The organism is Pandoraea cepalis, from assembly GCF_902459665.1.
Classification (GTDB): domain Bacteria; phylum Pseudomonadota; class Gammaproteobacteria; order Burkholderiales; family Burkholderiaceae; genus Pandoraea; species Pandoraea cepalis.
The window spans coordinates 137,903-161,598 of sequence record NZ_CABPSL010000004.1 but is presented as its reverse complement, the minus strand read 5'-3'; the positions used below and the strand labels follow the sequence as shown (position 1 = coordinate 161,598).

23 protein-coding genes are annotated in these 23,696 nt (G+C 65.3%); 13 read left to right on the top strand and 10 right to left on the bottom strand.

Annotation, left to right across the window (positions count from 1 at the left end):
- Positions 1 to 48: 48 nt before the first annotated feature.
- Positions 49 to 828: a basic amino acid ABC transporter substrate-binding protein gene (locus PCE31106_RS08080; RefSeq protein WP_017234558.1), complete on the bottom strand. Its 780-nt coding sequence runs from the start codon at positions 826 to 828 to the stop codon at positions 49 to 51.
- Positions 829 to 1,032: 204 nt separating this feature from the next.
- A complete protein-coding gene (gene ilvB, locus PCE31106_RS08075) occupies positions 1,033 to 2,874 on the bottom strand; it encodes a biosynthetic-type acetolactate synthase large subunit (RefSeq protein ID WP_150562960.1) in 1,842 nt (613 codons plus the stop codon).
- A gap of 172 nt (positions 2,875 to 3,046) precedes the next feature.
- On the opposite strand from ilvB, the gene PCE31106_RS08070 reads away from it, so the two are divergent.
- From PCE31106_RS08070 to trhA, 3 genes are all read left to right on the top strand, one after another.
- The gene (locus PCE31106_RS08070) at positions 3,047 to 3,523 is read left to right on the top strand and encodes an Lrp/AsnC family transcriptional regulator (RefSeq protein WP_017234556.1); all 477 of its coding nucleotides are present in this window, start codon (positions 3,047 to 3,049) and stop codon (positions 3,521 to 3,523) included.
- A gap of 262 nt (positions 3,524 to 3,785) precedes the next feature.
- Complete coding sequence (locus PCE31106_RS08065; RefSeq protein ID WP_017234555.1) at positions 3,786 to 4,343, top strand: peroxiredoxin; 558 nt, start codon at positions 3,786 to 3,788, stop codon at positions 4,341 to 4,343.
- 28 nt (positions 4,344 to 4,371) lie between these two features.
- A complete protein-coding gene (gene trhA, locus PCE31106_RS08060) occupies positions 4,372 to 5,016 on the top strand; it encodes a PAQR family membrane homeostasis protein TrhA (RefSeq protein WP_130026117.1) in 645 nt (214 codons plus the stop codon).
- Here trhA and PCE31106_RS08055 read toward each other — a convergent pair.
- On the bottom strand, positions 5,007 to 6,698 hold the full coding sequence (locus PCE31106_RS08055; RefSeq protein ID WP_150562959.1) for a sensor histidine kinase: 1,692 nt from the start codon (positions 6,696 to 6,698) through the stop codon (positions 5,007 to 5,009). The two genes, trhA and PCE31106_RS08055, sit on opposite strands and share 10 nt — an antisense overlap.
- 272 nt (positions 6,699 to 6,970) lie before the next feature.
- Between PCE31106_RS08055 and PCE31106_RS24470 the strand changes: the two genes are divergently transcribed.
- Complete coding sequence (locus PCE31106_RS24470; RefSeq protein ID WP_026132061.1) at positions 6,971 to 8,614, top strand: methyl-accepting chemotaxis protein; 1,644 nt, start codon at positions 6,971 to 6,973, stop codon at positions 8,612 to 8,614.
- A 16-nt stretch (positions 8,615 to 8,630) separates the two neighbouring features.
- Here the strand turns inward: PCE31106_RS24470 and PCE31106_RS08045 are convergent, their stop codons facing one another.
- A complete protein-coding gene (locus PCE31106_RS08045; RefSeq protein WP_017234551.1) occupies positions 8,631 to 8,915 on the bottom strand; it encodes an acylphosphatase in 285 nt (94 codons plus the stop codon).
- Positions 8,916 to 9,024: 109 nt separating this feature from the next.
- On the bottom strand, positions 9,025 to 11,613 hold the full coding sequence (locus PCE31106_RS08040) for a PepSY domain-containing protein (RefSeq protein ID WP_174975034.1): 2,589 nt from the start codon (positions 11,611 to 11,613) through the stop codon (positions 9,025 to 9,027).
- A 354-nt stretch (positions 11,614 to 11,967) separates the two neighbouring features.
- Here PCE31106_RS08040 and otsB point away from each other — a divergent pair, with 354 nt between their 5' ends.
- Positions 11,968 to 12,789, top strand: coding sequence for a trehalose-phosphatase (otsB, locus tag PCE31106_RS08035; protein WP_150562957.1), 822 nt, complete (start codon positions 11,968 to 11,970; stop codon positions 12,787 to 12,789).
- Positions 12,786 to 14,216 carry an alpha,alpha-trehalose-phosphate synthase (UDP-forming) gene (gene otsA / locus PCE31106_RS08030; RefSeq protein ID WP_039830461.1) on the top strand — a complete coding sequence of 477 codons (1,431 nt, stop codon included), beginning with the start codon at positions 12,786 to 12,788 and terminating at the stop codon, positions 14,214 to 14,216. Before otsB ends, otsA begins: the two co-directional genes overlap by 4 nt.
- A 78-nt stretch (positions 14,217 to 14,294) precedes the next feature.
- Here the strand turns inward: otsA and PCE31106_RS08025 are convergent, their stop codons facing one another.
- The 5 genes from PCE31106_RS08025 to mltG form a co-directional block, all read right to left on the bottom strand.
- A complete protein-coding gene (locus tag PCE31106_RS08025) occupies positions 14,295 to 14,969 on the bottom strand; it encodes an ankyrin repeat domain-containing protein (RefSeq protein ID WP_017234548.1) in 675 nt (224 codons plus the stop codon).
- A gap of 73 nt (positions 14,970 to 15,042) precedes the next feature.
- Entirely contained in the window at positions 15,043 to 15,825 is a 783-nt protein-coding gene (locus PCE31106_RS08020; protein ID WP_150562956.1) for a TatD family hydrolase, read from the bottom strand.
- A gap of 29 nt (positions 15,826 to 15,854) precedes the next feature.
- A complete protein-coding gene (gene holB / locus PCE31106_RS08015; protein WP_017234546.1) occupies positions 15,855 to 16,895 on the bottom strand; it encodes a DNA polymerase III subunit delta' in 1,041 nt (346 codons plus the stop codon).
- Between the two features lie 109 nt (positions 16,896 to 17,004).
- The gene (tmk, locus tag PCE31106_RS08010) at positions 17,005 to 17,676 is read right to left on the bottom strand and encodes a dTMP kinase (RefSeq protein ID WP_150562955.1); all 672 of its coding nucleotides are present in this window, start codon (positions 17,674 to 17,676) and stop codon (positions 17,005 to 17,007) included.
- Positions 17,673 to 18,668 (bottom strand): endolytic transglycosylase MltG, encoded by a 996-nt coding sequence (gene mltG, locus PCE31106_RS08005; RefSeq protein ID WP_150562954.1) that lies wholly within the window; start codon positions 18,666 to 18,668, stop codon positions 17,673 to 17,675. Before mltG ends, tmk begins: the two co-directional genes overlap by 4 nt.
- A gap of 182 nt (positions 18,669 to 18,850) precedes the next feature.
- Here mltG and ygfZ point away from each other — a divergent pair, with 182 nt between their 5' ends.
- The 7 genes from ygfZ (at position 18,851) to PCE31106_RS07970 (ending at position 23,632) form a co-directional block, all read left to right on the top strand.
- Positions 18,851 to 19,966, top strand: coding sequence for a CAF17-like 4Fe-4S cluster assembly/insertion protein YgfZ (gene ygfZ, locus PCE31106_RS08000; protein WP_174975032.1), 1,116 nt, complete (start codon positions 18,851 to 18,853; stop codon positions 19,964 to 19,966).
- 23 nt (positions 19,967 to 19,989) lie between these two features.
- Positions 19,990 to 20,295, top strand: coding sequence for a DUF4936 family protein (locus tag PCE31106_RS07995; RefSeq protein ID WP_017234542.1), 306 nt, complete (start codon positions 19,990 to 19,992; stop codon positions 20,293 to 20,295).
- The gene (locus PCE31106_RS07990) at positions 20,286 to 21,119 is read left to right on the top strand and encodes an NRDE family protein (protein WP_017234541.1); all 834 of its coding nucleotides are present in this window, start codon (positions 20,286 to 20,288) and stop codon (positions 21,117 to 21,119) included. The genes PCE31106_RS07995 and PCE31106_RS07990 overlap by 10 nt, the downstream gene beginning before the upstream one ends.
- Before the next feature lie 351 nt (positions 21,120 to 21,470).
- Positions 21,471 to 22,283 (top strand): beta-ketoacyl synthase chain length factor, encoded by an 813-nt coding sequence (locus tag PCE31106_RS07985; RefSeq protein WP_157211500.1) that lies wholly within the window; start codon positions 21,471 to 21,473, stop codon positions 22,281 to 22,283.
- Positions 22,284 to 22,440: 157 nt separating this feature from the next.
- A complete protein-coding gene (locus tag PCE31106_RS07980) occupies positions 22,441 to 23,109 on the top strand; it encodes a lysophospholipid acyltransferase family protein (protein WP_174975030.1) in 669 nt (222 codons plus the stop codon).
- A complete protein-coding gene (locus tag PCE31106_RS07975; RefSeq protein ID WP_026132056.1) occupies positions 23,090 to 23,353 on the top strand; it encodes a phosphopantetheine-binding protein in 264 nt (87 codons plus the stop codon). Before PCE31106_RS07980 ends, PCE31106_RS07975 begins: the two co-directional genes overlap by 20 nt.
- Before the next feature lie 33 nt (positions 23,354 to 23,386).
- Positions 23,387 to 23,632 carry an acyl carrier protein gene (locus tag PCE31106_RS07970; protein ID WP_026132055.1) on the top strand — a complete coding sequence of 82 codons (246 nt, stop codon included), beginning with the start codon at positions 23,387 to 23,389 and terminating at the stop codon, positions 23,630 to 23,632.
- The last annotated feature ends 64 nt before the right edge of the window (positions 23,633 to 23,696 follow it).

Here is a 23,696-nt window from a genome sequence, read left to right as displayed (position 1 = left end):
GAGTGGCCAGGTCTCTGGCGAGCGTGGCGCGAATCTTACACGCGTTGCTTACTGTTGCGGCAGCGACGGCACGTCGGCGTCGAACCACTGCTTGTAGATCTTGGCGTAGGTGCCGTCGGCCACGATCTTCTTCAGACCGGTGTTGATCTTGTCGAGCGCAACCTTATTGCCCTTCTTCACGGCGATGCCGAAGTACTGGCGCTTGAACTTGCTGTCGTAGACCAGCTTGAACGGCTTTTCCGGATGGCTCTTGATGTAGAACTTGATGACGCCCACGTCGCCCACGGCGGCGTCAACACCCCCGCGATACAGCTCTTCGAGCATCAGCGGCGTATTGTCGAAGCGGCGGATCGCGGTGCTCGTGCGGCCCAGTTCTTCCGACACGGAAATGTCGCCGGTGCTCGAGTTGACCACCCCCACCTGAAGCTTCTTCAGATCGGCCAGACCCGCGACCTTGGCACCCGGCGAGGTGATGATGACCTGATCGGCCGGGAAATATGGGGCCGAGAAGTCCACCATTTCACGACGCTTGTCGGTAATGGTGATGCCCGAAATGATGATGTCGCGATCGCCCTGGTCGAGCGTGGCGAAGATGCCTTCCCACGGCGTGCTGACCAGCTTCACATTGAACCCGCCGGCCTTGCCGATGGCTTTGATGATATCGACGTCGAAACCGGCCAGCTCCTTCTGCGGCGTTTCGAACTCGAACGGGCGATACGTACCGCCTGCGCCCACCGTGTACGTGGGATCGGCGGCCTGCGCCGCCGGCAACGCGGCGAAGGTCGTCAGAAAACAGGCGGCGGCCAGCACGAGGCGCTTCGTCAACATGTTGATTTCCTTGGCGAGAATTCTTGAAAGAGCGCAATGATACTCCGCGCCGTCACCGAAATGAAAAAAAGCCACCGCCTCGGTTTAGGACGTTGCGATCTCGCGACGTGCGATCCAATTCCCGCCGGATGAGAATGAAAACGCAAGGTTGGCACGCGCCAGAGCCCGCCCGCACGGTCGCGCCTCGCCTGCCGGGCCCGTGCGTCAGAACGCTCCCACCGCGATGGGGCCTGCCGTCTGGCCGGGACCGAAGACCATATCGCGATACGACTTGCCTGCGGGAATCATCGGATAAACGTCGTCCTCGCGGGCGACGAGGACGTCCAGCAGATACGGCTCGCTCGGGTCTTCGAGCATGCGGGCGAGGGCGGCGGGCAACGCGTCTGCCCGGGTCACACGGGCGCCCGCCACCCCATACCCCGCGGCAATGGTGACGAAGTCCGGATACGGACGCCCGTCGCCGGCCCCGTCCGGCGCGTTCGGGTCGACAAGCGACGACGCGACGCGATTGCGTGCGTAGATCATGTCCTGCCATTGGCGGACCATGCCCAGCCACTGGTTGTTGATGACCAGCACCTTGACGCCCAGCCCATAGCGGCGGCAGGTCGACAGTTCGTTGACGGACATGTTCAGACTGCCGTCGCCGTCGATGTCGATGACCGGGACGTCCGGCAACGCCACTTTGGCACCGATCGCTGCCGGCAAGCCGAAGCCCATCGTGCCGAACCCCGCGCTCGACAGGAACGTGCGCGGCTGGCGAAGTCGCAGGTGCTGCATCGCCCACATCTGGTGCTGTCCGACGCCCGTGGTCACGACCGCTTGCGGCGGCAGAAGCGCCGCGAGTGCCGTGATGACAGCGACGCCCGTCAGCGCGCCCACAGAGTCGGCCTCATTGACCGCATCCGCTGCGCCCGCCTGCCGGAGCGCCCGCAGCGGATGCGCCTCACACCGCTCGCGCAAGTAGGCGTGCCAATCCGGCACGTTGCGGCGCGACGCGTGCGCCAGCAGGCCGGCGAAGGCGTCGCGCAGATCCGCATGCACGCCGAGCGCGACGGGCTTGTTCTTACCGATTTCGGCGGCGTCGACATCGATATGGACGATCGTGGCATGCCGCGCGAATGAGGCCGGATCGCCGATCACCCGGTCGTCGAAACGCACGCCGAGCGCCAGCACAAGGTCGGCTTCATTGACCGCGACGTTGGCCGCGTAGGCGCCATGCATGCCGAGCGGGCCGAGCAGCAACGGATGGTTGTCGGGCATCGCACCCAGCCCCATCATCGTGAGCGCCACCGGGCAATCGAGCGCTTCGGCCAGTGCCACGAGCTGCGACCCGGTCCCCGAGGCGATGACGCCGCCCCCGGCGTAGATCACCGGGCGCTCGCTTCGGGCAAGCAAGGCCGCGATCCGTTGGGCGGTCTCGTCGCTCATGCCCGCCGGCACCGGCGCTGTGACACGCTTGTCGGTCGGATGATCGGGACGCGCCTGTTGAATATCCTTCGGAAAATCGAGCAAGACAGGCCCTGGCCGCCCCGCCATGGCGCAGGCGGACGCTTCGCGCAACGCGGCGGGAATGTCCCGCGCCTCTCGGACCTGCCGGGCGAGCTTTGTCACCGGCTGGGTGATAGCGACGATGTCGACTTCCTGAAACGCGTTCTTGCCGAGCCAATGCGTGGCGACGTTGCCGGTGATGGCGAGAATCGGCACGGAATCGCTTGCGGCGTCGGCAATGCCCGTGACGAGATTCGTCGCGCCGGGGCCGGAGGTCGCCAGACATACGCCGAGCTTGCCCGTGGCACGCGCATAGCCTTGCGCACCGAAGACCGAGCCTTGTTCGTGCTCTGTTCGTACCAGTGTGATGGCCACACGCGAGAGCGCGTCGAGCATTTCGAGGTTGGCGCCACCGGGATAGCAGAAGACGGTATCCACGCCAATCTCGACCAAGGTCCGCGCAATCAACTCGGCCCCCTTCGCAGACAACGGGGCAACAGGCTGGGCGACGGCGCCGGTCGCGGTTTCGGCAGCGGGGAACGTCAGATCAAGTTTCATGGGTACGTGTATTCCTGCGGGATCCATCGAATCGGGAGGCATTGTGGCGGCGATTAGGCCCAATGAGAACCCAGCTTACCGGGATCGGCCAGCAAATGCTTCGCGTATCGTTGACAAAACGCCATTGATTTCACATGATTCATTCAAATATTCAGGCCATTGAGAATTAATCATGCAAATTGACGAATTCGACGAGAAAATTCTCGCACTGCTTCAAGAAGACGCTTCGCTCTCGGCCGCACAAATCGGCGAGCGCATCGGACTGTCGCAATCGCAGTGCTGGCGTCGCATCGACCGACTCGATGCCGAAGGCGTCATCGAACGACGCGTTGCGCTCGTCGATCGCAAGAAGGTCGGATTGAACGTGATGCTGTTCGCTCACGTAAAACTGGCCGGCCACAATCGCAACGCGCTGCCCGAGTTCTCGAAGGCCATTCAGGATTTTCCGGAAGTGCTCGAATGCCACGTGCTCATGGGCAATGTCGACTTTTTGCTGCGCATCGTCACACGCGATGTCGAGGCTTATGAGCGATTCTTCTTCGAACGTCTTTCGCAATTGCCAATGGTCCAGGAGGTCAACTCGATGATCGCGCTCTCGCAGATCAAGTCGACGACGGTTCTGCCGATCGGCAACGGTAACGAGCGGTGAGGAACGGTGGGGAACGGTGAGGAGCGCCAAGAAGCGGTAACGCGCCGCAGGCGACGCTCAGGCAGGGCGGCCGCGATCGCGGCGAGCCTGCCGACGCGACCTCGCACGCTTCATGACACGACGGTGACCGAATCGTGTCACGATTCCCGCAGTAGACTGCCGACTGCCCTGCCCCGATGGCTGCGGCATGGAGGGATATCCTCCCCGTTGGACACCGCCGTCGCGAGCCTCTATGCTTAAGCATTCACTCCAGGAGTCCTGCATGAAACGTTGGTTCGGAATCGCTGCCGCAGCCGCCATTGTCGGGGTGACGGCCTGGTGCTTCATTCCCGCGCACGCCGCCCTGAAGAACGGCACCCCCGCCCCTGTTTTCTCTGCCCAAGCGTCGCTCGGCGGCAAGGTCTTCACGTTCTCGCTGGCCGACGCCCTGAAGAAGGGCCCCGTCGTGTTGTACTTCTATCCGGCCGCGTTCACCGAAGGATGCACGATCGAAGCGCACGACTTCGCGGAGGCCACCGACAAGTTCAAGGCGATGGGCGCCACGGTCATCGGCGTTTCGCACGACAACATCGAAACGCTCAACAAGTTCTCCGTGTCCGAGTGCCGCAGCAAGTTTGCCGTGGCGGCCGACACGGATCAGCGCATCATGCGGGCCTACGACGCCGTGCTTTCGCTCAAACCCGACTATGCCAATCGCGTCTCGTATGTCATTGCCCCCGACGGCAAGGTGATCTACAGCTATGTGAGCCTCGATCCGGATAAACACGTCACCAACACGATGGAAGCGGTTCGCAAATGGCGCGACGCACATCCGTCGTGATCGCGAGATCCACACAGGAGAAGGCGGCATGAAAGCGACCGGACGCGCACAGACGCGCGGCGAAGAACTCGCCAATAGCGCGAGTCACGGCATTGCCTGCATGGCCGCCCTCGCCGCCACGCCCGCCCTGTTCACGGCGGTCCGCCCGCCGTTGCCAAGCACGGGAGAGCAGATCGGCATCGGCGTGTTCGCCATCACCATGGTGATCGTCTATCTGGCGTCCGCGCTGTATCACGGCTTGCCCGATGGCCGTGCGAAACGGCTGTTCATGCGTGTCGATCATTGCGCCATCTTTCTCTTCATTGCCGGGACGTACACCCCCTTTACCGTCAAGATCCTTCACGACCCGTGGGGCTGGCCGCTGCTGACCGGCGTATGGGCCATGGCCATTGCCGGGCTGGTTGCCAAGGGACTCGGCCTGCTCGACCGGCCGCTCGTCTCCACCCTGCTCTACGTTGGGCTAGGCTGGATCGCCGTACTGGTCGCCGGTCCGGTGCTCGCCGCCATCCCCGGCCCTGGCGCAGACTGGCTGTACGCCGGCGGCGTTGCCTACACCGTCGGCGCCCTTTTCTACTCGCTCGACGGCCATATCAAATTCGGCCATCTGGTCTGGCATCTATTTGCCATCGGCGGTACGGCCTGTCACTTTCTCGCCGTCTACCGCTACGTCTGATTGTCCAGCGCGATTCGGCAGTCCGTGAGCTTCTCGGCCAGCCGATCGCATCGCGCCGTCAACGCCGGATCGCCGAACATGCGGCACGCCCCGCGCATGCGATGCAGCAGTGCCTGCGCCGCGTCGATGTCCTCCGCGCGCCGTGAGGCGATCAGGCGGCGAAAGCGCGCAAGATCCTTCGCCATTTCCTCGCGCATCAAGCGACGTGCGTACGGATCGTCATGCAGCGGCGGCCGCGATGCCTTCGGGCGCTCACCCGCATTCGGCGGCGCAACGCATTCGCTCACCTCGTTCACCTCGCTCGCCTCGCAAGGCCACCGCACCGCCAGCATCTGCGCCAGCCGTTGGCGCGATACCGGCTTCGTCAACACGCCGTCGATACCGGCGTCTCGTGCTGCCCGCGCGCCGACGACCGACCCCGTCACCGCGAACACCACGGGCGATGCGCGACCGAGCACCGGGGCCAATGTGCGAAGCGTCTTCGCCAGCGTCAGGCCGCATGCACCGCCGAGCTGCACATCGGTGAGCACGACATCGACCTCTTGCGCCGTCCATTGGAGCAACGCGTCGCTCAGTTCACCCGCACGCGCGACGACGCAACCGAGCGACGACAACTGGTCGCCGAGGATCCTGCGATTCATGACGTGGTCGTCCACCACCAGCGCCCGCAACCCGGGACGCACGTCAACGTGTGCGACAGGCACCGCCGGCGCCGATGCGGGCGGCGAAGCCATTGGCGTCGCTGGCGACGCGGGCGACTCGCACGCCTCAGCGCGAGCTACGCCGGAGGAAGGCACGGCATCGGGTGTGGCGAAGGGTACCGACAAGCGAAAGCGGGCGCCGGTCGTCGACGGCTCAACGCTGAGCGCGCCCCCCATGCGCCGCGCCCATTGCTGGGCGATCCACAATCCCAGCCCGGAGCCGGGCACCGAGCGGTCGGCACGGGCAAATGCCGCGAAGACGGCGTTTTCCATGCCCGCCGGAATGCCGGGCCCGGTGTCGCAAACGTGAATCGTCAGTTGTCCCGTACCGGCGTCGCGCCGCTTCCCGGTCAAGGCAGCGTCGTGCGCCGCAGCGGCGCGCCACGATGCCTTGACCGCCACACCGCCACAAACGGTGTATTTCAGCGCATTGTCGAGCAGCGTTCGCAGGATCTGGCGCAATCGGGCTGCGTCTCCCTGAATCATGACGGGCACCTCGGTGGGAATATGGCATTCGAGCACGAGCCCTTTGGTGTGCGCCGCCCCAGCAAACCCGTCGACCTCCGCGTCGAGGCACGCGCGCACCTCGAAAGCGGCCTCGCGAAGCGGGAGTTCCGTGACGTCGTCCTGCCCCAGGTGCAGCACGTCGTCCACCGCGCTCGCAACGACGTCGAGCATATTGCGCATGGCGCCAAGTCGTTCCCTTGGCGCCATCGCGCCCGCATCGACAGGCGGGTCACCCAGGTCACGCCTATCCTCCAGGCGGCCGCCCTCGCCCCAAAGCGCATCCAGATGCCCTTGCAGCACCTGCAACGGAGCACGCAATTCGTGCACCAATGCCAGTCGAAAGGTACTGGCAGCCCATGGGGCATCACTACCCCACCCCTCCGGCCCGCTTGACGTTGCCACGTGTGCCCCGTCGGAGGAAAACCCGCCGACATCGCGGCCGCCGCGCGGGAATTTGAATTTGTCGAGATTCATCGCGTCGTTGACGCCGCATCACGATTCGCGCGTTTTGGCGTACTGAAGAAACCGTAAGAGTCTTCAAGTCTGGCCTTTTGCAAGTCGTTTGCGACTGCGCAAATTCCGATCTTCTCTTGTGGACGCCGCACTTTCGGAATCGCCCGAGCCGAACGGTTCAAGTTCTGCCTCTCATCTGCCGATAATCCCTATGACCCGTTCTGGAGACACCGACGGGCAGGGAGGCCGCGCGCGCTGACTCTGCGGCCCAGGCATTCAAACTATCGATCCCTATGTATAAGAACATTACGATTCGGACCAGTCTGACACTGGTCCTCGGTTTGCTTGGCGCACTACTCGTCCTCGTTAGCGTCCTGGGCCTCCAGGCGCTAGGGTCCAGCAATGCCTCCCTGAGCGAGATGGCTACGCAAGACACGCCGGCCCTGGCCGAGGTCAAGGGAACTGCAGAGCAGATGCTGCGCAACCGCCTGGCGATGGCGGCCTATGCGTCATACGTCAGCCTGGGCGCCGACCCGGACGAGTCGGCGAAAGTCCTCAAACGAGGCAGCCAATACATCGCGGCGTCGGACGCTCTGTGGAGCGATTATCTGAAACGTCCCAAAGAAGATGCGCACGAAGCGGAGTTGGCGAAGTCAACCGACGCCAAGCGCCGCGCCTTTTTCGATCAGGTCGTCACGCCTGCGCTCAACGCCCTGAAACAAGGCGATGTCGCTGGGTTCCATCAGATTCAGGCGCGCGTCGCCCCGCCGGCCTATGCGGCGCTCGACGCGGCCATGCGCGAGTTGCAGGAGATCCAGATCGCGCGGCAAAAGGCCCGATTCGACGTGGCCCAGCACCGCTACAACGTCATGCGCATCACCCTGGGGGCAACCCTGGCCGTTGCGCTGCTCCTCGCGCTGTGGGGCCGCGCCATGCTCGCGCGCGCCGTGCTGCGTCCGATTCGCGACGCCATCTCGCATTTCGAGCGGATGGCCGCCGGCGATCTGAGCCAGCGCGTCGAGCAACACACGCGTAACGAGATGGGTCAACTGTTCGGTGCCCTCGGCCGGATGCGCGACGGTCTCGCCAGCACGGTCGGCACGGTGCGCGAGAGTACGGAAGCCATTCACGCGAACGCTCACGAGATTGCCGAAGGCAACGCCAACCTCTCGCAGCGTACGGAAGCGCAAGCGTCGTCGCTGGAGCAAACAGCGGCGAGCATGGAAGAGCTGACCGCCGTGGTCAAACAAAATGCCGAAAACGCCCGAGCCGCCAGCCAACTCGCCGTCACCGCGTCGGAGACCGCGTCGCGCGGTGGCGACGTGGTGCAGGAGGTCGTGACGACGATGCGCGACATCGCCGCGGCGTCGCAAAAAGTCACCGATATCCTGACGGTCATCGACGGCATCGCCTTTCAGACGAACATCCTGGCGCTCAACGCAGCGGTCGAAGCCGCCCGCGCTGGCGAGCAGGGCCGCGGCTTTGCCGTGGTGGCAGGCGAGGTCCGCACGTTGGCGCAGCGCAGCGCGTCGGCGGCCAAGGAAATCAAGGGCTTGATCGAGGCGTCGGGTAACCGCGTCGAGACGGGCACCCGCCTGGTCGAGCGCGCGGGCGCGACGATGGTGGATGTCGTGCAGTCGGTCAAACGCGTGACCGACATCATGGGCGAAATCTCGGCGGCCGGTGTGGAGCAGTCGAGCGGGATCGAACAAGTCAACCGGGCCGTGACGCAAATGGACGAGATGACGCAGCAGAACGCCGCGCTCGTGGAAGAGGCTTCCGCCGCGGCTGCCGCGCTGGAAACGCAGGCCATGCGCCTGCGCGAGTCGGTCGCGCTGTTCCGACTGTCGGCTCACGAAGCCGCGCGGCCCCCCGCGCTCAACGAGACCGTCGCGACGCTCGACACGCCCCAGGGCAGACTGGCGCTCGCGGCTTGAGGATCGCCACCGCCGATCAAATGCTCGCGCGCTGCTCGAAGCCTTTGATCGGCGAATCCGCAACCCAGGCCTTGTCGACTTCGCACGACGAGACCTGCGCGTGCTGCGGCCCCTCGCGCATCCATTCGCACAACGCGAGTAGCTGATCGGGCTCCCCCTGCGCGATGGCCTCGACCGTACCGTCGCGCCGGTTGCGTACCCAACCGCGGAGTCCGATCCGGCGCGCCTCGTCCACGCACGCGGCGCGATAGCCGACGCCCTGCACCAGCCCATGCACTACGATCTGCCACGTTGCCGTCATGGCCCCTCCTACGGTGATGGACGATGGGCAAGTCCACGCGAAACCAACGGACGAGGGGCCCGATCGAGACCGGGCCCTGTCACTACGTTAGCACACCGCCTCGGCACGTCTAATACACGTCGCGGCGATAGCGTCCCTGCGCCGACAGGTCGAGCAGGACGTCCGTTCCGATGGCGTCGGCCAGCGCGGCATCCACTGCGGGCGCCATGCCGGAGAGGCTGCCGCACACATAAATCGACGCGCCGCGCGCCACCCAGGCCGCAATGTCCTGTGCGGCTTCGCGCACCCGATCCTGGACGTAGCGGCGTTGCGCCTGGTCACGCGAATACACGCGGTCGAGGCAGGCAATGCCGCCCTGCGCGTGCCATGCACACAACGTCGCGTCGTGGAAATCATCGTGCGCCGCGTGACGCTCACCGAAAATCAGCCAGTTGCGCCGCTGTCCGTTAGCGATACGTTCGGCAAGGTGCGCTCGCAGTCCGGCCAATCCCGTGCCGTTACCGATCAGGATCATGCCGCGCCCCGCCGCCGGGCCGTGAAAGCCGGGATTCGGACGCACCCGCATCGACACAGACTCGCCCAACGCCACGCCCTCGGTGAGCCAGCCGGAACCCAGGCCCAGCGAGCCATCGGGATGGCGAACCTGGCGCACGAGCAACATCAGTCGCCCCTCGTCGCAGGTCGATGCAATCGAATACTCGCGCACGGGCAACGGCGCCAGACGCGCCAGCCAATCGTGCAGATCGATGCCTGCCGGCGGAGCGGTGTCGGGCAACAGGCGTTCGCGCAACGCGTCGCCCAGCGTCGTCTCGCGCCCAGCGACACTCACCCGCACGTCGCGTGCCCAGACACTCCTCGAGAGGAAAGTGTCCACGCGTGCGACCGAGTGGCGCGGCCGCACGTCGACCCGATCGCCCGCCATCCATTGCACGCCCGACGGCGGGGTGAACGCCAGGTGAAAGGCCGGCAAACCAGCGCTGCCGGGATTGAGCAGGTCGCGCTCGACCAACGTCCACGGCTGAAAGCGGGGGCCGTCGTGTGGCTTCGACGCCGCCAGCGGATGGCCGAACCACTCGCCAAGCCGGTCTTGCCAGCGCACCCACGCGCCCGGATCGCCACGGTCGACTTCGATGGGCTCGAATGCCGCCACGCCGCCCTGCGCACGCAGCCAACCATCGAGTTTGCGGCCGAATCCGCAGAATCGGTCGTAATGACTGTCCCCCAACGAGAGCATCGCGAAGCGCAACGTCGGCAAGGCCATCGCCCGATTCATCAATTGCTGTGCAAAGCGGCGCGCGCTGTCGGGCGGCTCGCCATCGCCGAACGTGCTGACGATGAACAGCGCCCGCCTGGCCGAGCCGAGTTGCGCCTGACCGATGCGCGCCAGCGGCTGGATCTGGGCCCGGACGCCCGCGCCTTCGAGCATGCCGGCCGTCTGCCACGCAAGGTCTTCCGCCACGCCACTCTGACTGGCGTAGCCGATCAACACCCCATCGTCCGCGAACGTCCCCCCCGCAGCGACCGGCGAGCCAGACCTCGCCACGACCGGGCGCGATGCCGCCAGCGCGCGTTGCTTCCTGCGCCGGTCCAGATACAACATCCAGCCCGTGACGAAAAACACCGGCATCATCAGGCTCGAGAGCATCATGACAACGACGCCCGCGGGTCCAAAGAAGCTGCCGCGATGCAGCGCGTAGATGCTCGCCATCCATTGGCCGCCCGTGGTTTTCTGAGCGTACCGGTCTTCGTTGCGAATCGCGCCGGACGCCGCATCGATCTCCAGACGGTTGAACGCCCGCTCGTGCGGCGCCGACGTGTCGAGCCACGTCACCTGCAGCGGACCACCGGATTTCTGCGCCGGACGCAGGGACACCTTGGTGTAGTCCGGCACGTGCCCGGTGAAGCTGCGCCACGCCGTGGTCATCTCGGATGTCGTCGTCGCGGCCAGATCCGGCAGCGCCGCCGGCTTGCCTTCGCCGTGCGCGCGCCGCGTCGGCGGGGCAGCCGGCTTATTGCGCACCGGCGGCGACACACCCGCGATGGAAAACAGCATGCCGCGCCACCAGTCGTATGACCAATACAAGCCTGTCGTGGCGGAAAGCAGATACGGCACCAGCACCACCGTGCCGATCACGGCGTGCAGGTTCCAAAGGAATGGACGACCGCGCTTCTTGAGATCGATATGTAACCAGGCTCGCCAGTGACCTACCCGTCGCGGCCAACGCAGATACAGGCCGCTCAGCGCCAGCACGAACAGCAGCATGGTGGCCGCCGCCGTAATCTGCTTGCCGATTCCGTCCACCGTGAGGAAACGGTGAATATCCATAATGAACCGGAAGACGGCATCGGCCTGCGACCGGCCAAGCATCTGCCCGGTGTAGGGGTCGACGAAATACGTCTCGCCGCGCGGCCCATCGCCCACGGACAGCCGCACGCCGACCGCGTCTTGCGGCGCGCGCGTCATCGTCATGAGCAGAACGCGCCGGTCGGGCGCCGCCTCATGCACGCGCGCGAGCAACTCGGGAATCGGCAGCGGCGCCGTGTCGCGCACCGCTACGGTCATCACGCCCGGACTGAAGGCCCGAGTCAGGGCGTCGTCATAAGAAAGCAGCGCGCCGGTCAGACCGACGACGGCCAACACCAGCCCGGCGGTAATGCCGAAAGCCCAATGCAACTGAAACCAGAGTCTTTTCATCATCGTTATCGTCCGGCGCACATTCGAGCGCCGGAATCGGCGCATGCGCGGCAGGTATGCCGTGCCGCCGTCCCCGATCGTCTACTTTACGGCAATTGTGGAATGTTATTGCAAACGATTCTCATATTCAATACCAATTTAACTTTCCAAACCTTGTAGGCGTCATCCGACAAGCGTTTCATTGAACGGACGACTTCCTGTCGGTTTTTGACGGGGTAGGATGATGTCTTCCGCGCGGATGTCCGCGCTCCCGCCCACCGAACCGCCGCACGTCACGTCTCGTCTGCCCTCCCCTGCGCCCGCCGCTCGGCCCCGGCGATGACCTATCGACCTGCGGCACGATAGCGACGGAGTGCCATGCAACCCCTAGCGTCTTCCCCGCCCGCGACACGCGACACGACACCGGCCGACACTTGCCACGTCGATGTCACCACGGTCGCCTTCTTTTTCGACCTCGACGGCACGTTGGCCCCGCTCGCACCGCGTCCCGACGCGGTCAGGCTGCCGCTCGACACGGCCAATGTTCTCGCCAGCCTGTTCCACCGCGCGTGCGGCGCCATCGCCGTCGTCTCGGGGCGCGCCATCGACGATATCGACGGCCTGCTCGCCCCGTTACGCGTGCCCGCCGCCGGCCTGCACGGGGCGGAAATCCGCCATGCCGACGGCGAACGCGTTCGCGCCGAGGGCTATGCCGTCGACGCGGAGCGAATTGCGTCGATGATCGCGCCGCTGCACGCGCTCGTCGCCCAGCACCCCGGCCTATTATTGGAGAACAAGGGCAGCGCGCTGGCGCTGCACTACCGTGGGGCCCCTGAACTGGCAAGCGTGGCGCGCGACACCATGCGCGCCCTGGCCGAACTGCATGCCGAGCGCTTCGTGCTGCAACCCGGCAAGCTGGTCTTCGAGCTGCGTGCGCGCCACGTCAGCAAGGGCCGAGCCATTACCACCTTGCTGCAAGAGGCGCCGTTCGCCGGTCGAACGCCGCTCTTCGCGGGCGACGACCTGACCGACGAGGCCGGGTTTGCCGAGGTGAATGCGCTGGGCGGCATCACGATCAAGATCGGCGACGGCGAGACGTGTGCCCGCCACCGTCTGCCGTCGCCCGAGGCCCTCACGGCCTGGCTGCTGACATTGCCCCCCGCCAGCCCGCCCCCACCCTCAAAGGAGAACGGAGCATGAGTCGCTTGGTCATCGTATCGAATCGGGTCGCCCCCATCACCGAGGGCAAACCGACCGCAGGCGGACTGGCGATCGGTGTGTACGAAGCACTCAAGGATACCGGCGGCATGTGGTTCGGCTGGAATGGGGAAATCGACGCCGAGCCGGCCACGGTGCCCGAGATCGCCCACCGCAACAACGTCACGTTCGCGACCGTGCCGCTCACGCGCCGCGACTACAACACCTACTATCGTGGCTTTTCGAACGCGACCCTGTGGCCGACCTTCCATTACCGCGACGACCTCACGCGCTACCAGCGCGACGACTACAACGGCTACCGCCACGTCAACGCGCGCTTTGCCGCGCTGCTCGCACCGCTGCTTGAGCACGACGACCTGATCTGGGTGCACGACTACCACCTGTTGCCGTTCGCGCAGGCGTGTCGCCAGATCGGCGTACAGCAGCGACTCGGCTTCTTTCTGCACATTCCGTTCCCCTCGCCACAGGTCCTCATGACCGTGCCGCCGCACGAAGCGCTGGTGCGCGCGATGTGCGAGTACGACCTCGTCGGCTTCCAGACCGAAACCGACCGCACGGCGTTTACCGACTATCTGGTACGCCACGCCGGTGCGACCCTGCACGACGACGGCACCGTCACGGCCTTTGGTCGCACGCTGCGCACGGGCGTCTACCCGATCGGCGTGTATCCCGACGAGATTGCGCAGCAGGCGACCGCGCGCGCGACGGTCAAGCACATCCTCGATCTGAAACAGGGGCTGCAGGACCGCAAGCTCATCATGAGCGTGGATCGCCTCGATTATTCGAAGGGGATGCTCGAACGATTTCGCGCGTTCGAGCGCCTGCTCGAACTGTGGCCGAACCAGCAAGGAACCGTGAGTTTCGTTCAGGTCGCACCGCCCAGCCGCTCGGACGTGGCGGGCTATGGGGAAATTCGCCAACAGTTGGAAACCGAGGCGGGGCATATCAACGGGCGCTTCTCGGATCTGGCCTGGACGCCGCTTCGCTATATCAACAAACGCTACGCTCACGAAGTCCTGATGTCGTTCTTCCGGGCGTCGCAGGTGGGTTACGTCACGCCGCTGCGCGACGGCATGAATCTCGTGGCGAAGGAATACGTGGCGTCGCAGGATCCGGCGGATCCCGGCGTGCTGGTGCTGTCATGCTTCGCGGGCGCCGCTCAGGAACTGGACGGCGCGCTGATCGTGAATCCCTATGACATCGACGGCATGGCCGAAGCGTTGCGCACGGCGCTGAACATGTCACTTTCGGAGCGCCAGACGCGCCACGCCAGCATGATGGCGACGCTGCGCGAGCACAATCTGTCGACGTGGCGCAACCGGTTCATCGCCGATCTGCGACCGCCGACGACCGCCGCTAAACCAGCCTTGCTGCGTACGCAACCGGCCGCGGCCTCAGTCGACGGGTGAACGTCGCCAGAGGGCGCGGCGAGCCGCACGACGCGCCGCCATGATCTGCCACGATAAGGTCGCGACGGGCGGACGGTCTTACTTGCCCGCCGGACGCGACTGCTGCACCTGTGCCAAACGTTTTTGCAGGCCGTCCGCGATTTCCTTCTGGTGGGTTTGCTTGGCAAAGTCGATGGCCGTCATGCCGATCTGGTTCTTGAGACGGACATCCGCGCCCCCATCGAGCAGCACCTTGCACGTGGTGATGTGCCCCCCGCGAGCGGCCATCATGAGCGGCGTGGTGCCGTTGGGCGACTCGGCATCGACGTAAGCCGACGCGTCCAGCAGGATCTGCACGATGTCATCGTGCCCGTTGGTCGCGGCGTAATGCAGCGGCGCCCAACCCTTCTTGTTGACTTCGGCATCCTTGTCGATGAGCAGCTTGACCATCGGCGTGAGGCCTTGCAGCGAGGCGATCATCATCGCGTTCTCGCCTGCCGCGTTGGTCGCATCGAGATCCGTGCGCTTATCGTCGATGAGCAGGCGCGCCACGTCCACCGACTTTTCGCGCATCGCGATCACCAGCAGCGGGTTGCCCTTTTCGTCCGTCGAATTCGGGTCGACCCCCGCCTTGAGCGCTTGGGCGATGGATTTTGTGTCGTTGAAGACGACCGCCTTGACCAGAGCGCTATTGGAAGTGGCCGCCGTGGCGCATGCCGTCAGACAAAGCACGCTGAGCAACATCCAGGCTCGGATCATCGAAAATTTGCGCATTGGGAGCTCCTGTCGGTAGTCCGGTGAATAACGGAAAGGCAGTTCGGTCGATTAGGGGTACGGGTCTTACGGTTCAGGGCTTTGCCGTGGAAAACAGGCGGAAGAAATTCTCCGTCGTGACATCGGCGATCTTCTGCAGCGGCTCGCCGCGCAGATCGGCGATAAATTCGGCCACATGCCGCACGTAGCCCGGCTGATTGAGCTTGCCGCGATAGGGCACGGGCGCGAGGTACGGCGAATCGGTCTCGATCAGCATGCGCTCGAGCGGCACGCGCCGCGCCACGTCCTGCAAATCGCGGGCGCTCTTGAACGTGACGATGCCGGAGAACGAGATATAGAAGTTCTGATCGAGCGCGCCTTGTGCGACCTCCCAGCTCTCGGTGAAGCAGTGCATCACCCCGGCGGGCTCGCCCGCCTGCTCTTCGCGCATGAGGCGCAGCGTATCCTCGGCGGCCGCGCGCGTGTGAATGATGAGCGGCTTGCCGGTGAGGCGCGCGGCACGAATATGCGTGCGAAAGCGCTCGCGCTGCCACGCCATGTCCTCGATGCTGCGACCTTCGAGCCGGTAGTAGTCGAGCCCGGTTTCACCAATGGCCACGACTTTCGGGTGGGCGGCCAGACGCACGAGGTCGTCGACGCTCGGCTCGGGCGTGTCTTCGTAATCGGGATGGACACCGACCGAGGCATACACGTTGTCGTGCTGTGCTGCGATGTCCAGCACCTGCGGCAGCGTCGGCAGGTCGACCGAGACACACAGGGCGTGGCTCACCTTGTTCTCACGCATGCGCGCGAGCAAGTCGGGCATCTGCTCGGCCAGTTCCGGGAAATTGATATGACAATGCGAATCGATGAACATGATGTGCGATCGGTGTCCGGTGCCCTGCGTCAACGCGACGCCGGCCCACCGAACAACTGTTGGTATTGCAGGAAAAGGGCCTCGAGCAGCACGCGGGTATTGAGCGGGTGATTTTGCACCTGACGCTGCTGCGCCAGCTCACGCAGGAAGCCGAGCAGGTGCACGTCGTCCGTCGCGTCGCCGCAACGGCGCAACGCCTGGGCATGACTCGGGAAGAAGCGTACGGTGCCCGTCATGCGCTGCGCGAGCACATCGAAGCACCAGCGTTGCAGCGTCTCCAGAATGCCCGGCAAATTGCCCTTGTGCAGTTGTTCCGCACAGGCAAAGCCGTCGATCGCGGCGCCCTGCGCGAGCTGGCCGATCAGCCAGTCGCGCCAGGCGCGCTCGTCCGGCTCGGCGAGTGCGCGGGCGGCAAGCGGCGCCCCGCCGGTCTCGGCCAGTACCGCGGCGGCGGTGGCGGCGTCGAGTCCCGCGTCGCCCATCAACCATTGCGTTGCCTGCGCGTGATCGGGCCGGGTCAACACCATGCGGCGGCAACGCGACAGAATCGTCGGCAGCAGACGGTCCGGCTGCGTCGTCACCAGCAGGAACACCACGCCCTCGGGCGGCTCTTCGAGCGTTTTGAGCAGGGCATTCGCCGCATGCACGTTGAGCGCCTCCGCCGGATAGAGCAGCACCACGCGTCGCCCCTGACGGTGCGAACCCAGGCTCGCGAAGTCGATCACTTCGCGGACCTGCTCGATCTTGATTTCCTTGCTCGGTGTCTTGGTTTTCTTGTCGCCCTCGGCGTCGGCACGGGCGTCGGCACCAGGCAGGCTATCGGCCAATATTTCAGGACAGACGGCACGAAAATCCGGGTGATTGCCGCTGGAGAACCACTGGCACGCACCACACGTGCCGCATGGCAGGTGGTCGGCGCGCGGCGATTCGCACAGCAGGGCCTGCGCGAACGTGCGGGCGAGCGCCAGCTCGCCAATGCCGGGCACCGCCTGCAACAGCAGCGCGTGCGGCATCTGGGCGCGCAGGTCGTTCAGGCGTGTCCAGTCCTGTGACTGCCAGGGATACAGCATATGGGCTCCTTGGCCGATAAATGCGTCGGGCGAGACAGCGAAATTACGCCATGGCGAATTCGCGAAATACCGACGCTGCGAGTCGGTCGAACAAGCGGATTATCGCGCGTCAGCGCGGCCCGTGCCCGGGCACGCCCAGACGGGCGAATACGCCCGCGAGTTGTCCGGCAATGGCCTCGATGCTTTGCGCGGCGTCAATCACGACGAATCGCTCCGGCGCGGCCTTGGCACGACGCAGGTACTCATCTCGCACCCGTGTGAAAAACGCCGCCGATTCGCGCTCGAACTTGTCCGGCGCCCGGGCGCCCGCCAGCCGCGCGGCGGCAATCGCCGGATCGAGATCGAACAGAATCGTCAGATCGGGTTGACGCGTGCCCTGCACCCATTGTTCGAGGATCGCCAGCTTGTCGCGTGACAGCCCCCGCCCGCCGCCCTGATAGGCAAACGTCGCATCGGTGAAGCGATCGGAGACGACCCAGTCGCCGCGCGCGAGCGCCGGTTCGATCACCTTCGCCAGATGCTCGCGACGTCCGGCGAACATCAGCAGCGCCTCGGTTTCGAGATCCATCGGCTCATCGAGCACGAGCTTGCGCAACGCCTCGCCCAAGGGGGTGCCCCCCGGCTCGCGCGTGGCGACGACGCTGCGCCCCACACTGGCGAGGCCCTGACGCAGCGTGTCGACAAAGGCGTTGACGTGCGTGCTCTTGCCGGCGCCGTCGATGCCTTCGAACGTGACGAACCTGCCCGGCACAGTGGCCGTGGCCTCGGGGGAATGCGTCATTGCTCACCTCGCTGGAATTTGTCCACGGCGCGATTGTGCTCCTGGAGGTTCGCCGAGAAATGGCTCGTGCCGTCGCCGCGCGCCACGAAGTACAGCGCGTCGGTCAACGCGGGATTCAACGCTGCCGCAAGCGACGCCATGCCCGGTAGCGCGATCGGCGTCGGCGGCAGGCCGGCGCGGGTGTAGGTGTTGTAGGGCGTGTCCGTCTGCAAGTCGCGCTTGCGCAGGCGCCCCGTATACAGATCCCCCATGCCGTAGATCACCGTGGGATCGGTCTGCAGCAACATACGCTTGCGCAGCCGATTGACGAACACGGCCGCGACCTGGCCGCGCTCCACCGCCTGCCCGGTTTCCTTCTCGATGAGCGACGCCATGATAAGCGCCTCGTACGGTGTCGTGTAGGGCAACCCCGGCGCACGCGCGGCCCACGCTTCGTCCAGGCGCTTCTGCATCAGGCGATAGGCCCGCTTGTAGATATCGACGTCGCTCGTGCCTTTTGGAAACAGGTAGGTGTCGGGAAAGAACATGCCCTCGGCTTCCGCACGATCGGCGCCCACGAGCTGCATGAGATCCGCGTCGGGAAGCCCGGCCGTGTCGTGCCGCAACGCCGGGTTCGCGTCCAGTTCGGCACGCATCTTCTTGAAGGTCCAGCCTTCGATGATGGTCACGACATACTGGTTGACGTCACCACGCGCGAGCTTTTCCATCACCTCGAATGGCGTGATGCCGGTCGCAAACTCGTAGTTGCCCGACTTGAGCTTGGTCCCCACGTCCATGACGCGAGCCAGCAGATTGAACAACAGCGGTTGTACCGGCACGCCGCCGGTACGCAATTGCGTCGCCACGCTGCGCACCGAGCTGTAGGGTTTGATCGTGACGTCGAGCGTTGGCTTGCCCAACTGCAAGGGGGCTTGCGCCCAATAATAGAATGCGCCGCCCGCCGCGAGCGCAGCGACAATCAACAGTACGAACAGGCGTTTGATGAAAGACATGAATTGCAGGGTAAGCCATCCAGCGACGGCAGCGGGTTCGGGGGACTCGGTCAGACAGCGTGGCGCCGACGGCGTCGAGCGGCGCGTTTTGCGCGTCGAACCGAGCTCGCACGTTCTGGCGGAAGACCCAATATAATACTTTGACTTGCCGAACCCTCACAGATTGACAGCCACCTTCGTTTATGACCTCCCAATGGCGTGATCTCCTGCCGCAAGCGGCAGACGTGAATTCCCCCGATATTTTGTCCAACGCGAGCGCACGCGCCGCCCAGTTCGACGCCTTGCAAACCGGCAGCTTCGTCGCGCTGGCGAGCGACACCGGCCTGATCGCCCTGAGCGGCGCCGATGCTGCGAGCTTTCTGCACGGCCAACTGACCAACGACGTCGAGCGCCTGGCGCCCGCACAGGCGCGGCTGGCCGGCTACTGCTCGGCAAAGGGGCGCCTGCTCGCCACCTTCCTGATGTGGCGCGATGCGTCCGCCGACGCCACGATCTATCTGGCGTGCGACGCCACGGTGCAGGCTGCCGTACAGAAACGACTGTCGATGTTCGTCCTGCGGGCCAAGGTCAAGCTGACCGACGGTGCTGCCACGCACGTGTTGCTGCAGGTCGGTGGCCCGGCGGCGGAGGCCGTCCTCGCGAACACGTTCGCCGCACTGCCCACCGAATCGCTGGCCGTTGCCCACGCAACCCTCGGCGACGACGCGACCCACCTGATCCGACTGCCGGCGGCCGGCACGGCACGCTCGCTCTCGCGCTTCCTCTGGAGCGTGCCGGTGGCGCGTGTCGCCGAGGTCTGGGCCTCGCTGACGCAAGCCCCCGGGGTGGTCGCCGTTGCCCCGGCCCTCGCGGCATGGCTCGATGTGCATAGCGGCGTGGCGCGCGTCACGAGCGCGACGCAGGAGCAGTTCGTTCCGCAGATGGTGAACTGGGAGGTCGTGGGTGGCGTGAACTTCCGCAAGGGCTGCTATCCGGGCCAAGAGGTTGTCGCGCGCAGCCAGTATCGCGGCACCATCAAACGGCGTCTGCATCTGGCGCACGTCGATGCCACGCAACCCGCACCGGGCCAGGAACTCGTCGAGACAAGCGATCCGGACCAGCCATGCGGCATGGTCGTGCACGCGGCACCGGCACCGAACGGCGGCTACGACGCGCTCGTCGAAGTGAAGCTCACCGCGCGCGAAGCCGACGACGTGCGCCTTGGCGCCGCCAATGGCCCCGCGCTGACCTTCGCCGAATTGCCGTACGACATCGTGGACCCGACGGAGTCGCCCGCGTCGTCTGCGGCGGCGTCCTGACCCGGCCGCCGCGGCGCCCGAGAATGGACTGTTACGTCTACTACCGCGTTTCATCGCACAACGCCGGCGCGGCTCGTCTGGCCGTCGCGCAACTTTTCGCGCTGACGGCAGCGCGCTTCGGCGTCACGGGGCGCCTGCAATGGCGCGCCGACGCCTCCGCCCACGACACCGCCGCCGGCACCACAACGTGGATGGAGCGCTACGACGGCGTCAGCGACGCGTTCGTCGCGGCGCTGACGCCGTTGGCCGCCGAGGCCGGCTTGACGATGCGCATCGACGGTGAGCGTCACGCCGAGTGCTTTGTCGACGCCGAGCCACCATGTGCCTGATCGTCTTCTCCTGGCAGCCCGAGGCCGCCACGCCGCTGGTCCTGCTCGCCAATCGCGATGAGTTCTTCGAGCGTCCCGCCGAACCGTTGCACTGGTGGCGCGATCGCCCGGACGTCCTTGCCGGCCGAGATCTACGCGGCGGTGGAACGTGGATGGGCGTCAATCGTGCGGGACGCTTCAGCGCACTGACGAATTTTCGCGACGGGCGCGCCCCAATGGCGCCGAAAGACTCGCCATCGCGTGGCCTGCTCGTCTCGGCCATGCTCGATGCAACTTCGTTCGACGACGATCTGGTGCGCATTGAACGGCACGCGCACGAGTACACAGGATTCAATCTTCTCGCGGGAGACTTGCCGGCGGGCAAGCTGTTCTGGTTGGGAAATCGCGCCCACCACGTCGGCGGCACGGCACCGGCCGCCTTCGCCATGCCACTCGCTCAGGCCATCGCGCCCGGCGTCCACGGTCTGTCCAACGCCGTGCTCGACACGCCCTGGCCCAAGCTGGTCAGCCGTCGCGAGGCTTTCGCCCATGCACTGACACACCATGCCGACGACGCCAGCCTGCTGCGGATCATGCGCGACGCCAGCGAAGCGCCCGACAGCGCGTTGCCGGAGACGGGCGTCTCACGCGCGTGGGAACGCTCGCTATCGGCGGCATTCATTGCGTCGCCCGCGTACGGGACCCGATGCACCACCCTGCTTCGCTACCATCGTGACGGCACCGTCGACATGACGGAAGTCACCGTAACGCCAGGTCAGTCGCCCACGGTCTTGTCCGGCCGTCGCGATTTCACCTTCACCGCCCAGGCCACACTCGCTCGATAGTGCGACCCCTTCACGCTTGTCGCCTCAAGGGGATGCGCCCCGCCGTTTCTGGATGACGCCCGAGACGTTCGCCCAAAACTGTCATTAGGCATTTCCTGATTTCCTGCGGAAACGCCACAAATTTCGCCTGACAGATATTTCGGTGTCTTACATTTGGCTATAATTGCTCGCCAACCATTTTTGGGGGGCTATGGAAGGGCGACCCGATTCATTATCGAATCTCCCGCCATATCCGGCCGTATCGAGCGACGGCCGTGACAACGCATTTAGCGAAACAGCGCGTGGCTCAGCAAAGCGGCAATCGCTTTTTTTCACTCAAACGCCATGCCAGACAACATCGACCCGCGAACGATGCGTCGCACAGCCCTATGGAGTTCGGAAGCCGTTCCCGCTGGGGAATCGACGCCGCTACCCACGGTGCCCGCGCACTCGGCGACGGCTGGATCGTCCCGCACCGTTGCCCACTGGGCATTGCCTGTGCGCCGGTGGGCCTATCGTCAACATGACGCAGCGTCGGCCCGCAAGCCGGAGGTCGGCGACATCGATCCCATGTTGCGCCGGCGTCTGAGCCCGCTCGCCCGACTGGCGTTGTCGGCCGCCACGGCGTGCGGTCCGCTGCCGCCCAAGTGCCGGGTCGTGTACGCCTCTCAGCACGGCGAGATCCAGCGCACCACGCAAATGCTTGACGCGCTGGTTCGCGGCGAGCCGCCCTCGCCAACCGCGTTCAGCTTGTCGGTCCTCAATGCAACCCCCGGCGTGCTCAGCATTGCGCGCGACGACCGCTCGGCCATCAATGCCATCGCCGCGCTCGACGATACGCTTGGCTACGCATTGCTCGACGCATGGACGCAACATCGGGAGGCCCCCGACGCGCCGCTGCTGGTGATTTACGCCTTCGAAGCGCCGCCGGCCTGCTTTGGCCCGACGTCGCGCCAGATCGACGACAGCGCGAGCGCTCTGGCGCTACTGATCGAATCCGGTGCCACCGCGCGCCTGACCTGCACGATGCATCTGCCGACCGCTCGCGAGGCGCACGCGGAGCGCCGCGCGCAATGTCAGAGTCTGGTCACGTCGCTGCTGGAGGGCGGCAGCGACCTCTGGCGCGGCGAACGCCACGATTGGCAGTGGGAATGGCACGAGGACGCACGGCATGCCAATGTCTGATTCTTGTACACAACTACGGTGGGAGCTCCTGCGGCGGCGCACGGCGTCGCTGTGGCTATGGTCGTGCTTCGCCGTCGGCGGTCTCCTCTTTTCGCTGATCGTATTCCCCGCACTCCTTTTGCTTCCGATGTCCACGCGCCGCCGCCGCCGCTGCGCCATGGCTATCGTGCATCACGGCTTCGCCGCGCTCGTCGCGGCTTCGCGTGCCCTGGGCGTCATCCGCTTCGACATCCAGAATGCCGAGAAACTGCGGCACCTGGGCCGCGCCATCGTGATCGCCAATCACCCGTCGTACATGGACGTCATGGTGTTGCTCTCACTCATGCCGCGCGCCTGCTGCATCGTCACCAGTCGGCACTGGCGCAACCCGCTGTTCGCCGGCATCGTACGCGCGGCCGGCTATCTCCGTAACGACGGCGGACCCTCGCTCGTCGGTGCCAGCGAAGCGGCGCTGGCCGACGCGGTGCCCCTCATCGTGTTTCCCGAAGGCACACGCAGCCCGTCGCGAGGCCAGCTCGGCAAGTTCTCCCGGGGTTTCGCGCACATCGCGCTGGCACATGACTGCCCGATCCTGCCCGTGCTGATCGACTGTGATCCGCCTGCCTATACGAAACAACACCGGTGGCACTCACTCCCCCCATCCACGCCGACCCTGCGCGTTCGTGTGCTGGAAGACGACTTGAGCGAGCACGTGGCCGCCGCGCCGGTTCGCTTCGCGCCCGCCAACGAGGACGTGCTTGCCCCATTGGCGGCGAGACGCCTGACGGCGCTCGCCGAACATTTTTTCATCGATCAGATTTCTCAACATGGCTTCACTAGAACTTGAAATCAAGCAATTGATCGTCCAGTCCCTTGAACTGGAAGACATTGCGGTGGACGACATCGCCGACGACATTCCCTTGTTCGGCGATGGCCTCGGCCTGGACTCCATCGATGCGCTCGAGTTGGGCATCGCCCTGCGCAAGCGCTTCGGCCTGCAAATCGAAGCGGGCGACGACGCCGCGCGCGCCCAGTTCCGCAGTGTTGCCACCCTCGCCCAGTTGCTGCGCGAGCGCGGCTGCACCCAGTAAGGAAACCGAATGATGAGTTCATTGACGTTGCCCTTGTCCGACGAAGACATCCTTTCCCGTTTGCGCACCATCCTGCACGACACCTTCGAGATCGAACCCGAACGGGTGACCTTGCAGGCGCACCTGTTCGAGGAGCTTGACCTCGACAGCATCGATGCCGTAGACCTTGCCATCCAACTGCAGCGCCTGACGGGCAAACGCATCAAGCCCGACGAGTTCAAGAGCGTGCGCACCGTCGACGACGTTGTGGCGGCCGTGCGTACGTTGCTCAACGACTGATCGTCCGGCATGCCCCGACTTCACGCCGACGCGCCAGCGTCATTGCCGCGCACCCCACAAGCCC

Coding starts and splice junctions, on each gene's coding strand:
- PCE31106_RS07985 (WP_157211500.1), top strand. CDS start 21,471: ATGCGTCGCACAGCCCTATGGAGTTCGGAAGCCGTTCCCGCTGGGGAA.
- tmk (WP_150562955.1), bottom strand. CDS start 17,676: ATGACGCATTCCCCCGAGGCCACGGCCACTGTGCCGGGCAGGTTCGTC.
- PCE31106_RS07995 (WP_017234542.1), top strand. CDS start 19,990: ATGGACTGTTACGTCTACTACCGCGTTTCATCGCACAACGCCGGCGCG.
- PCE31106_RS08025 (WP_017234548.1), bottom strand. CDS start 14,969: ATGCGCAAATTTTCGATGATCCGAGCCTGGATGTTGCTCAGCGTGCTT.
- PCE31106_RS08080 (WP_017234558.1), bottom strand. CDS start 828: ATGTTGACGAAGCGCCTCGTGCTGGCCGCCGCCTGTTTTCTGACGACC.
- holB (WP_017234546.1), bottom strand. CDS start 16,895: ATGCTGTATCCCTGGCAGTCACAGGACTGGACACGCCTGAACGACCTG.
- PCE31106_RS07990 (WP_017234541.1), top strand. CDS start 20,286: ATGTGCCTGATCGTCTTCTCCTGGCAGCCCGAGGCCGCCACGCCGCTG.
- trhA (WP_130026117.1), top strand. CDS start 4,372: ATGAAAGCGACCGGACGCGCACAGACGCGCGGCGAAGAACTCGCCAAT.
- ygfZ (WP_174975032.1), top strand. CDS start 18,851: ATGACCTCCCAATGGCGTGATCTCCTGCCGCAAGCGGCAGACGTGAAT.
- ilvB (WP_150562960.1), bottom strand. CDS start 2,874: ATGAAACTTGATCTGACGTTCCCCGCTGCCGAAACCGCGACCGGCGCC.
- PCE31106_RS24470 (WP_026132061.1), top strand. CDS start 6,971: ATGTATAAGAACATTACGATTCGGACCAGTCTGACACTGGTCCTCGGT.
- otsA (WP_039830461.1), top strand. CDS start 12,786: ATGAGTCGCTTGGTCATCGTATCGAATCGGGTCGCCCCCATCACCGAG.
- PCE31106_RS08070 (WP_017234556.1), top strand. CDS start 3,047: ATGCAAATTGACGAATTCGACGAGAAAATTCTCGCACTGCTTCAAGAA.
- PCE31106_RS08065 (WP_017234555.1), top strand. CDS start 3,786: ATGAAACGTTGGTTCGGAATCGCTGCCGCAGCCGCCATTGTCGGGGTG.
- otsB (WP_150562957.1), top strand. CDS start 11,968: ATGCAACCCCTAGCGTCTTCCCCGCCCGCGACACGCGACACGACACCG.
- PCE31106_RS07980 (WP_174975030.1), top strand. CDS start 22,441: ATGGCTATCGTGCATCACGGCTTCGCCGCGCTCGTCGCGGCTTCGCGT.
- PCE31106_RS08040 (WP_174975034.1), bottom strand. CDS start 11,613: ATGATGAAAAGACTCTGGTTTCAGTTGCATTGGGCTTTCGGCATTACC.
- PCE31106_RS08055 (WP_150562959.1), bottom strand. CDS start 6,698: ATGAATCTCGACAAATTCAAATTCCCGCGCGGCGGCCGCGATGTCGGC.
- mltG (WP_150562954.1), bottom strand. CDS start 18,668: ATGTCTTTCATCAAACGCCTGTTCGTACTGTTGATTGTCGCTGCGCTC.
- PCE31106_RS07975 (WP_026132056.1), top strand. CDS start 23,090: ATGGCTTCACTAGAACTTGAAATCAAGCAATTGATCGTCCAGTCCCTT.
- PCE31106_RS08020 (WP_150562956.1), bottom strand. CDS start 15,825: ATGTTCATCGATTCGCATTGTCATATCAATTTCCCGGAACTGGCCGAG.
- PCE31106_RS08045 (WP_017234551.1), bottom strand. CDS start 8,915: ATGACGGCAACGTGGCAGATCGTAGTGCATGGGCTGGTGCAGGGCGTC.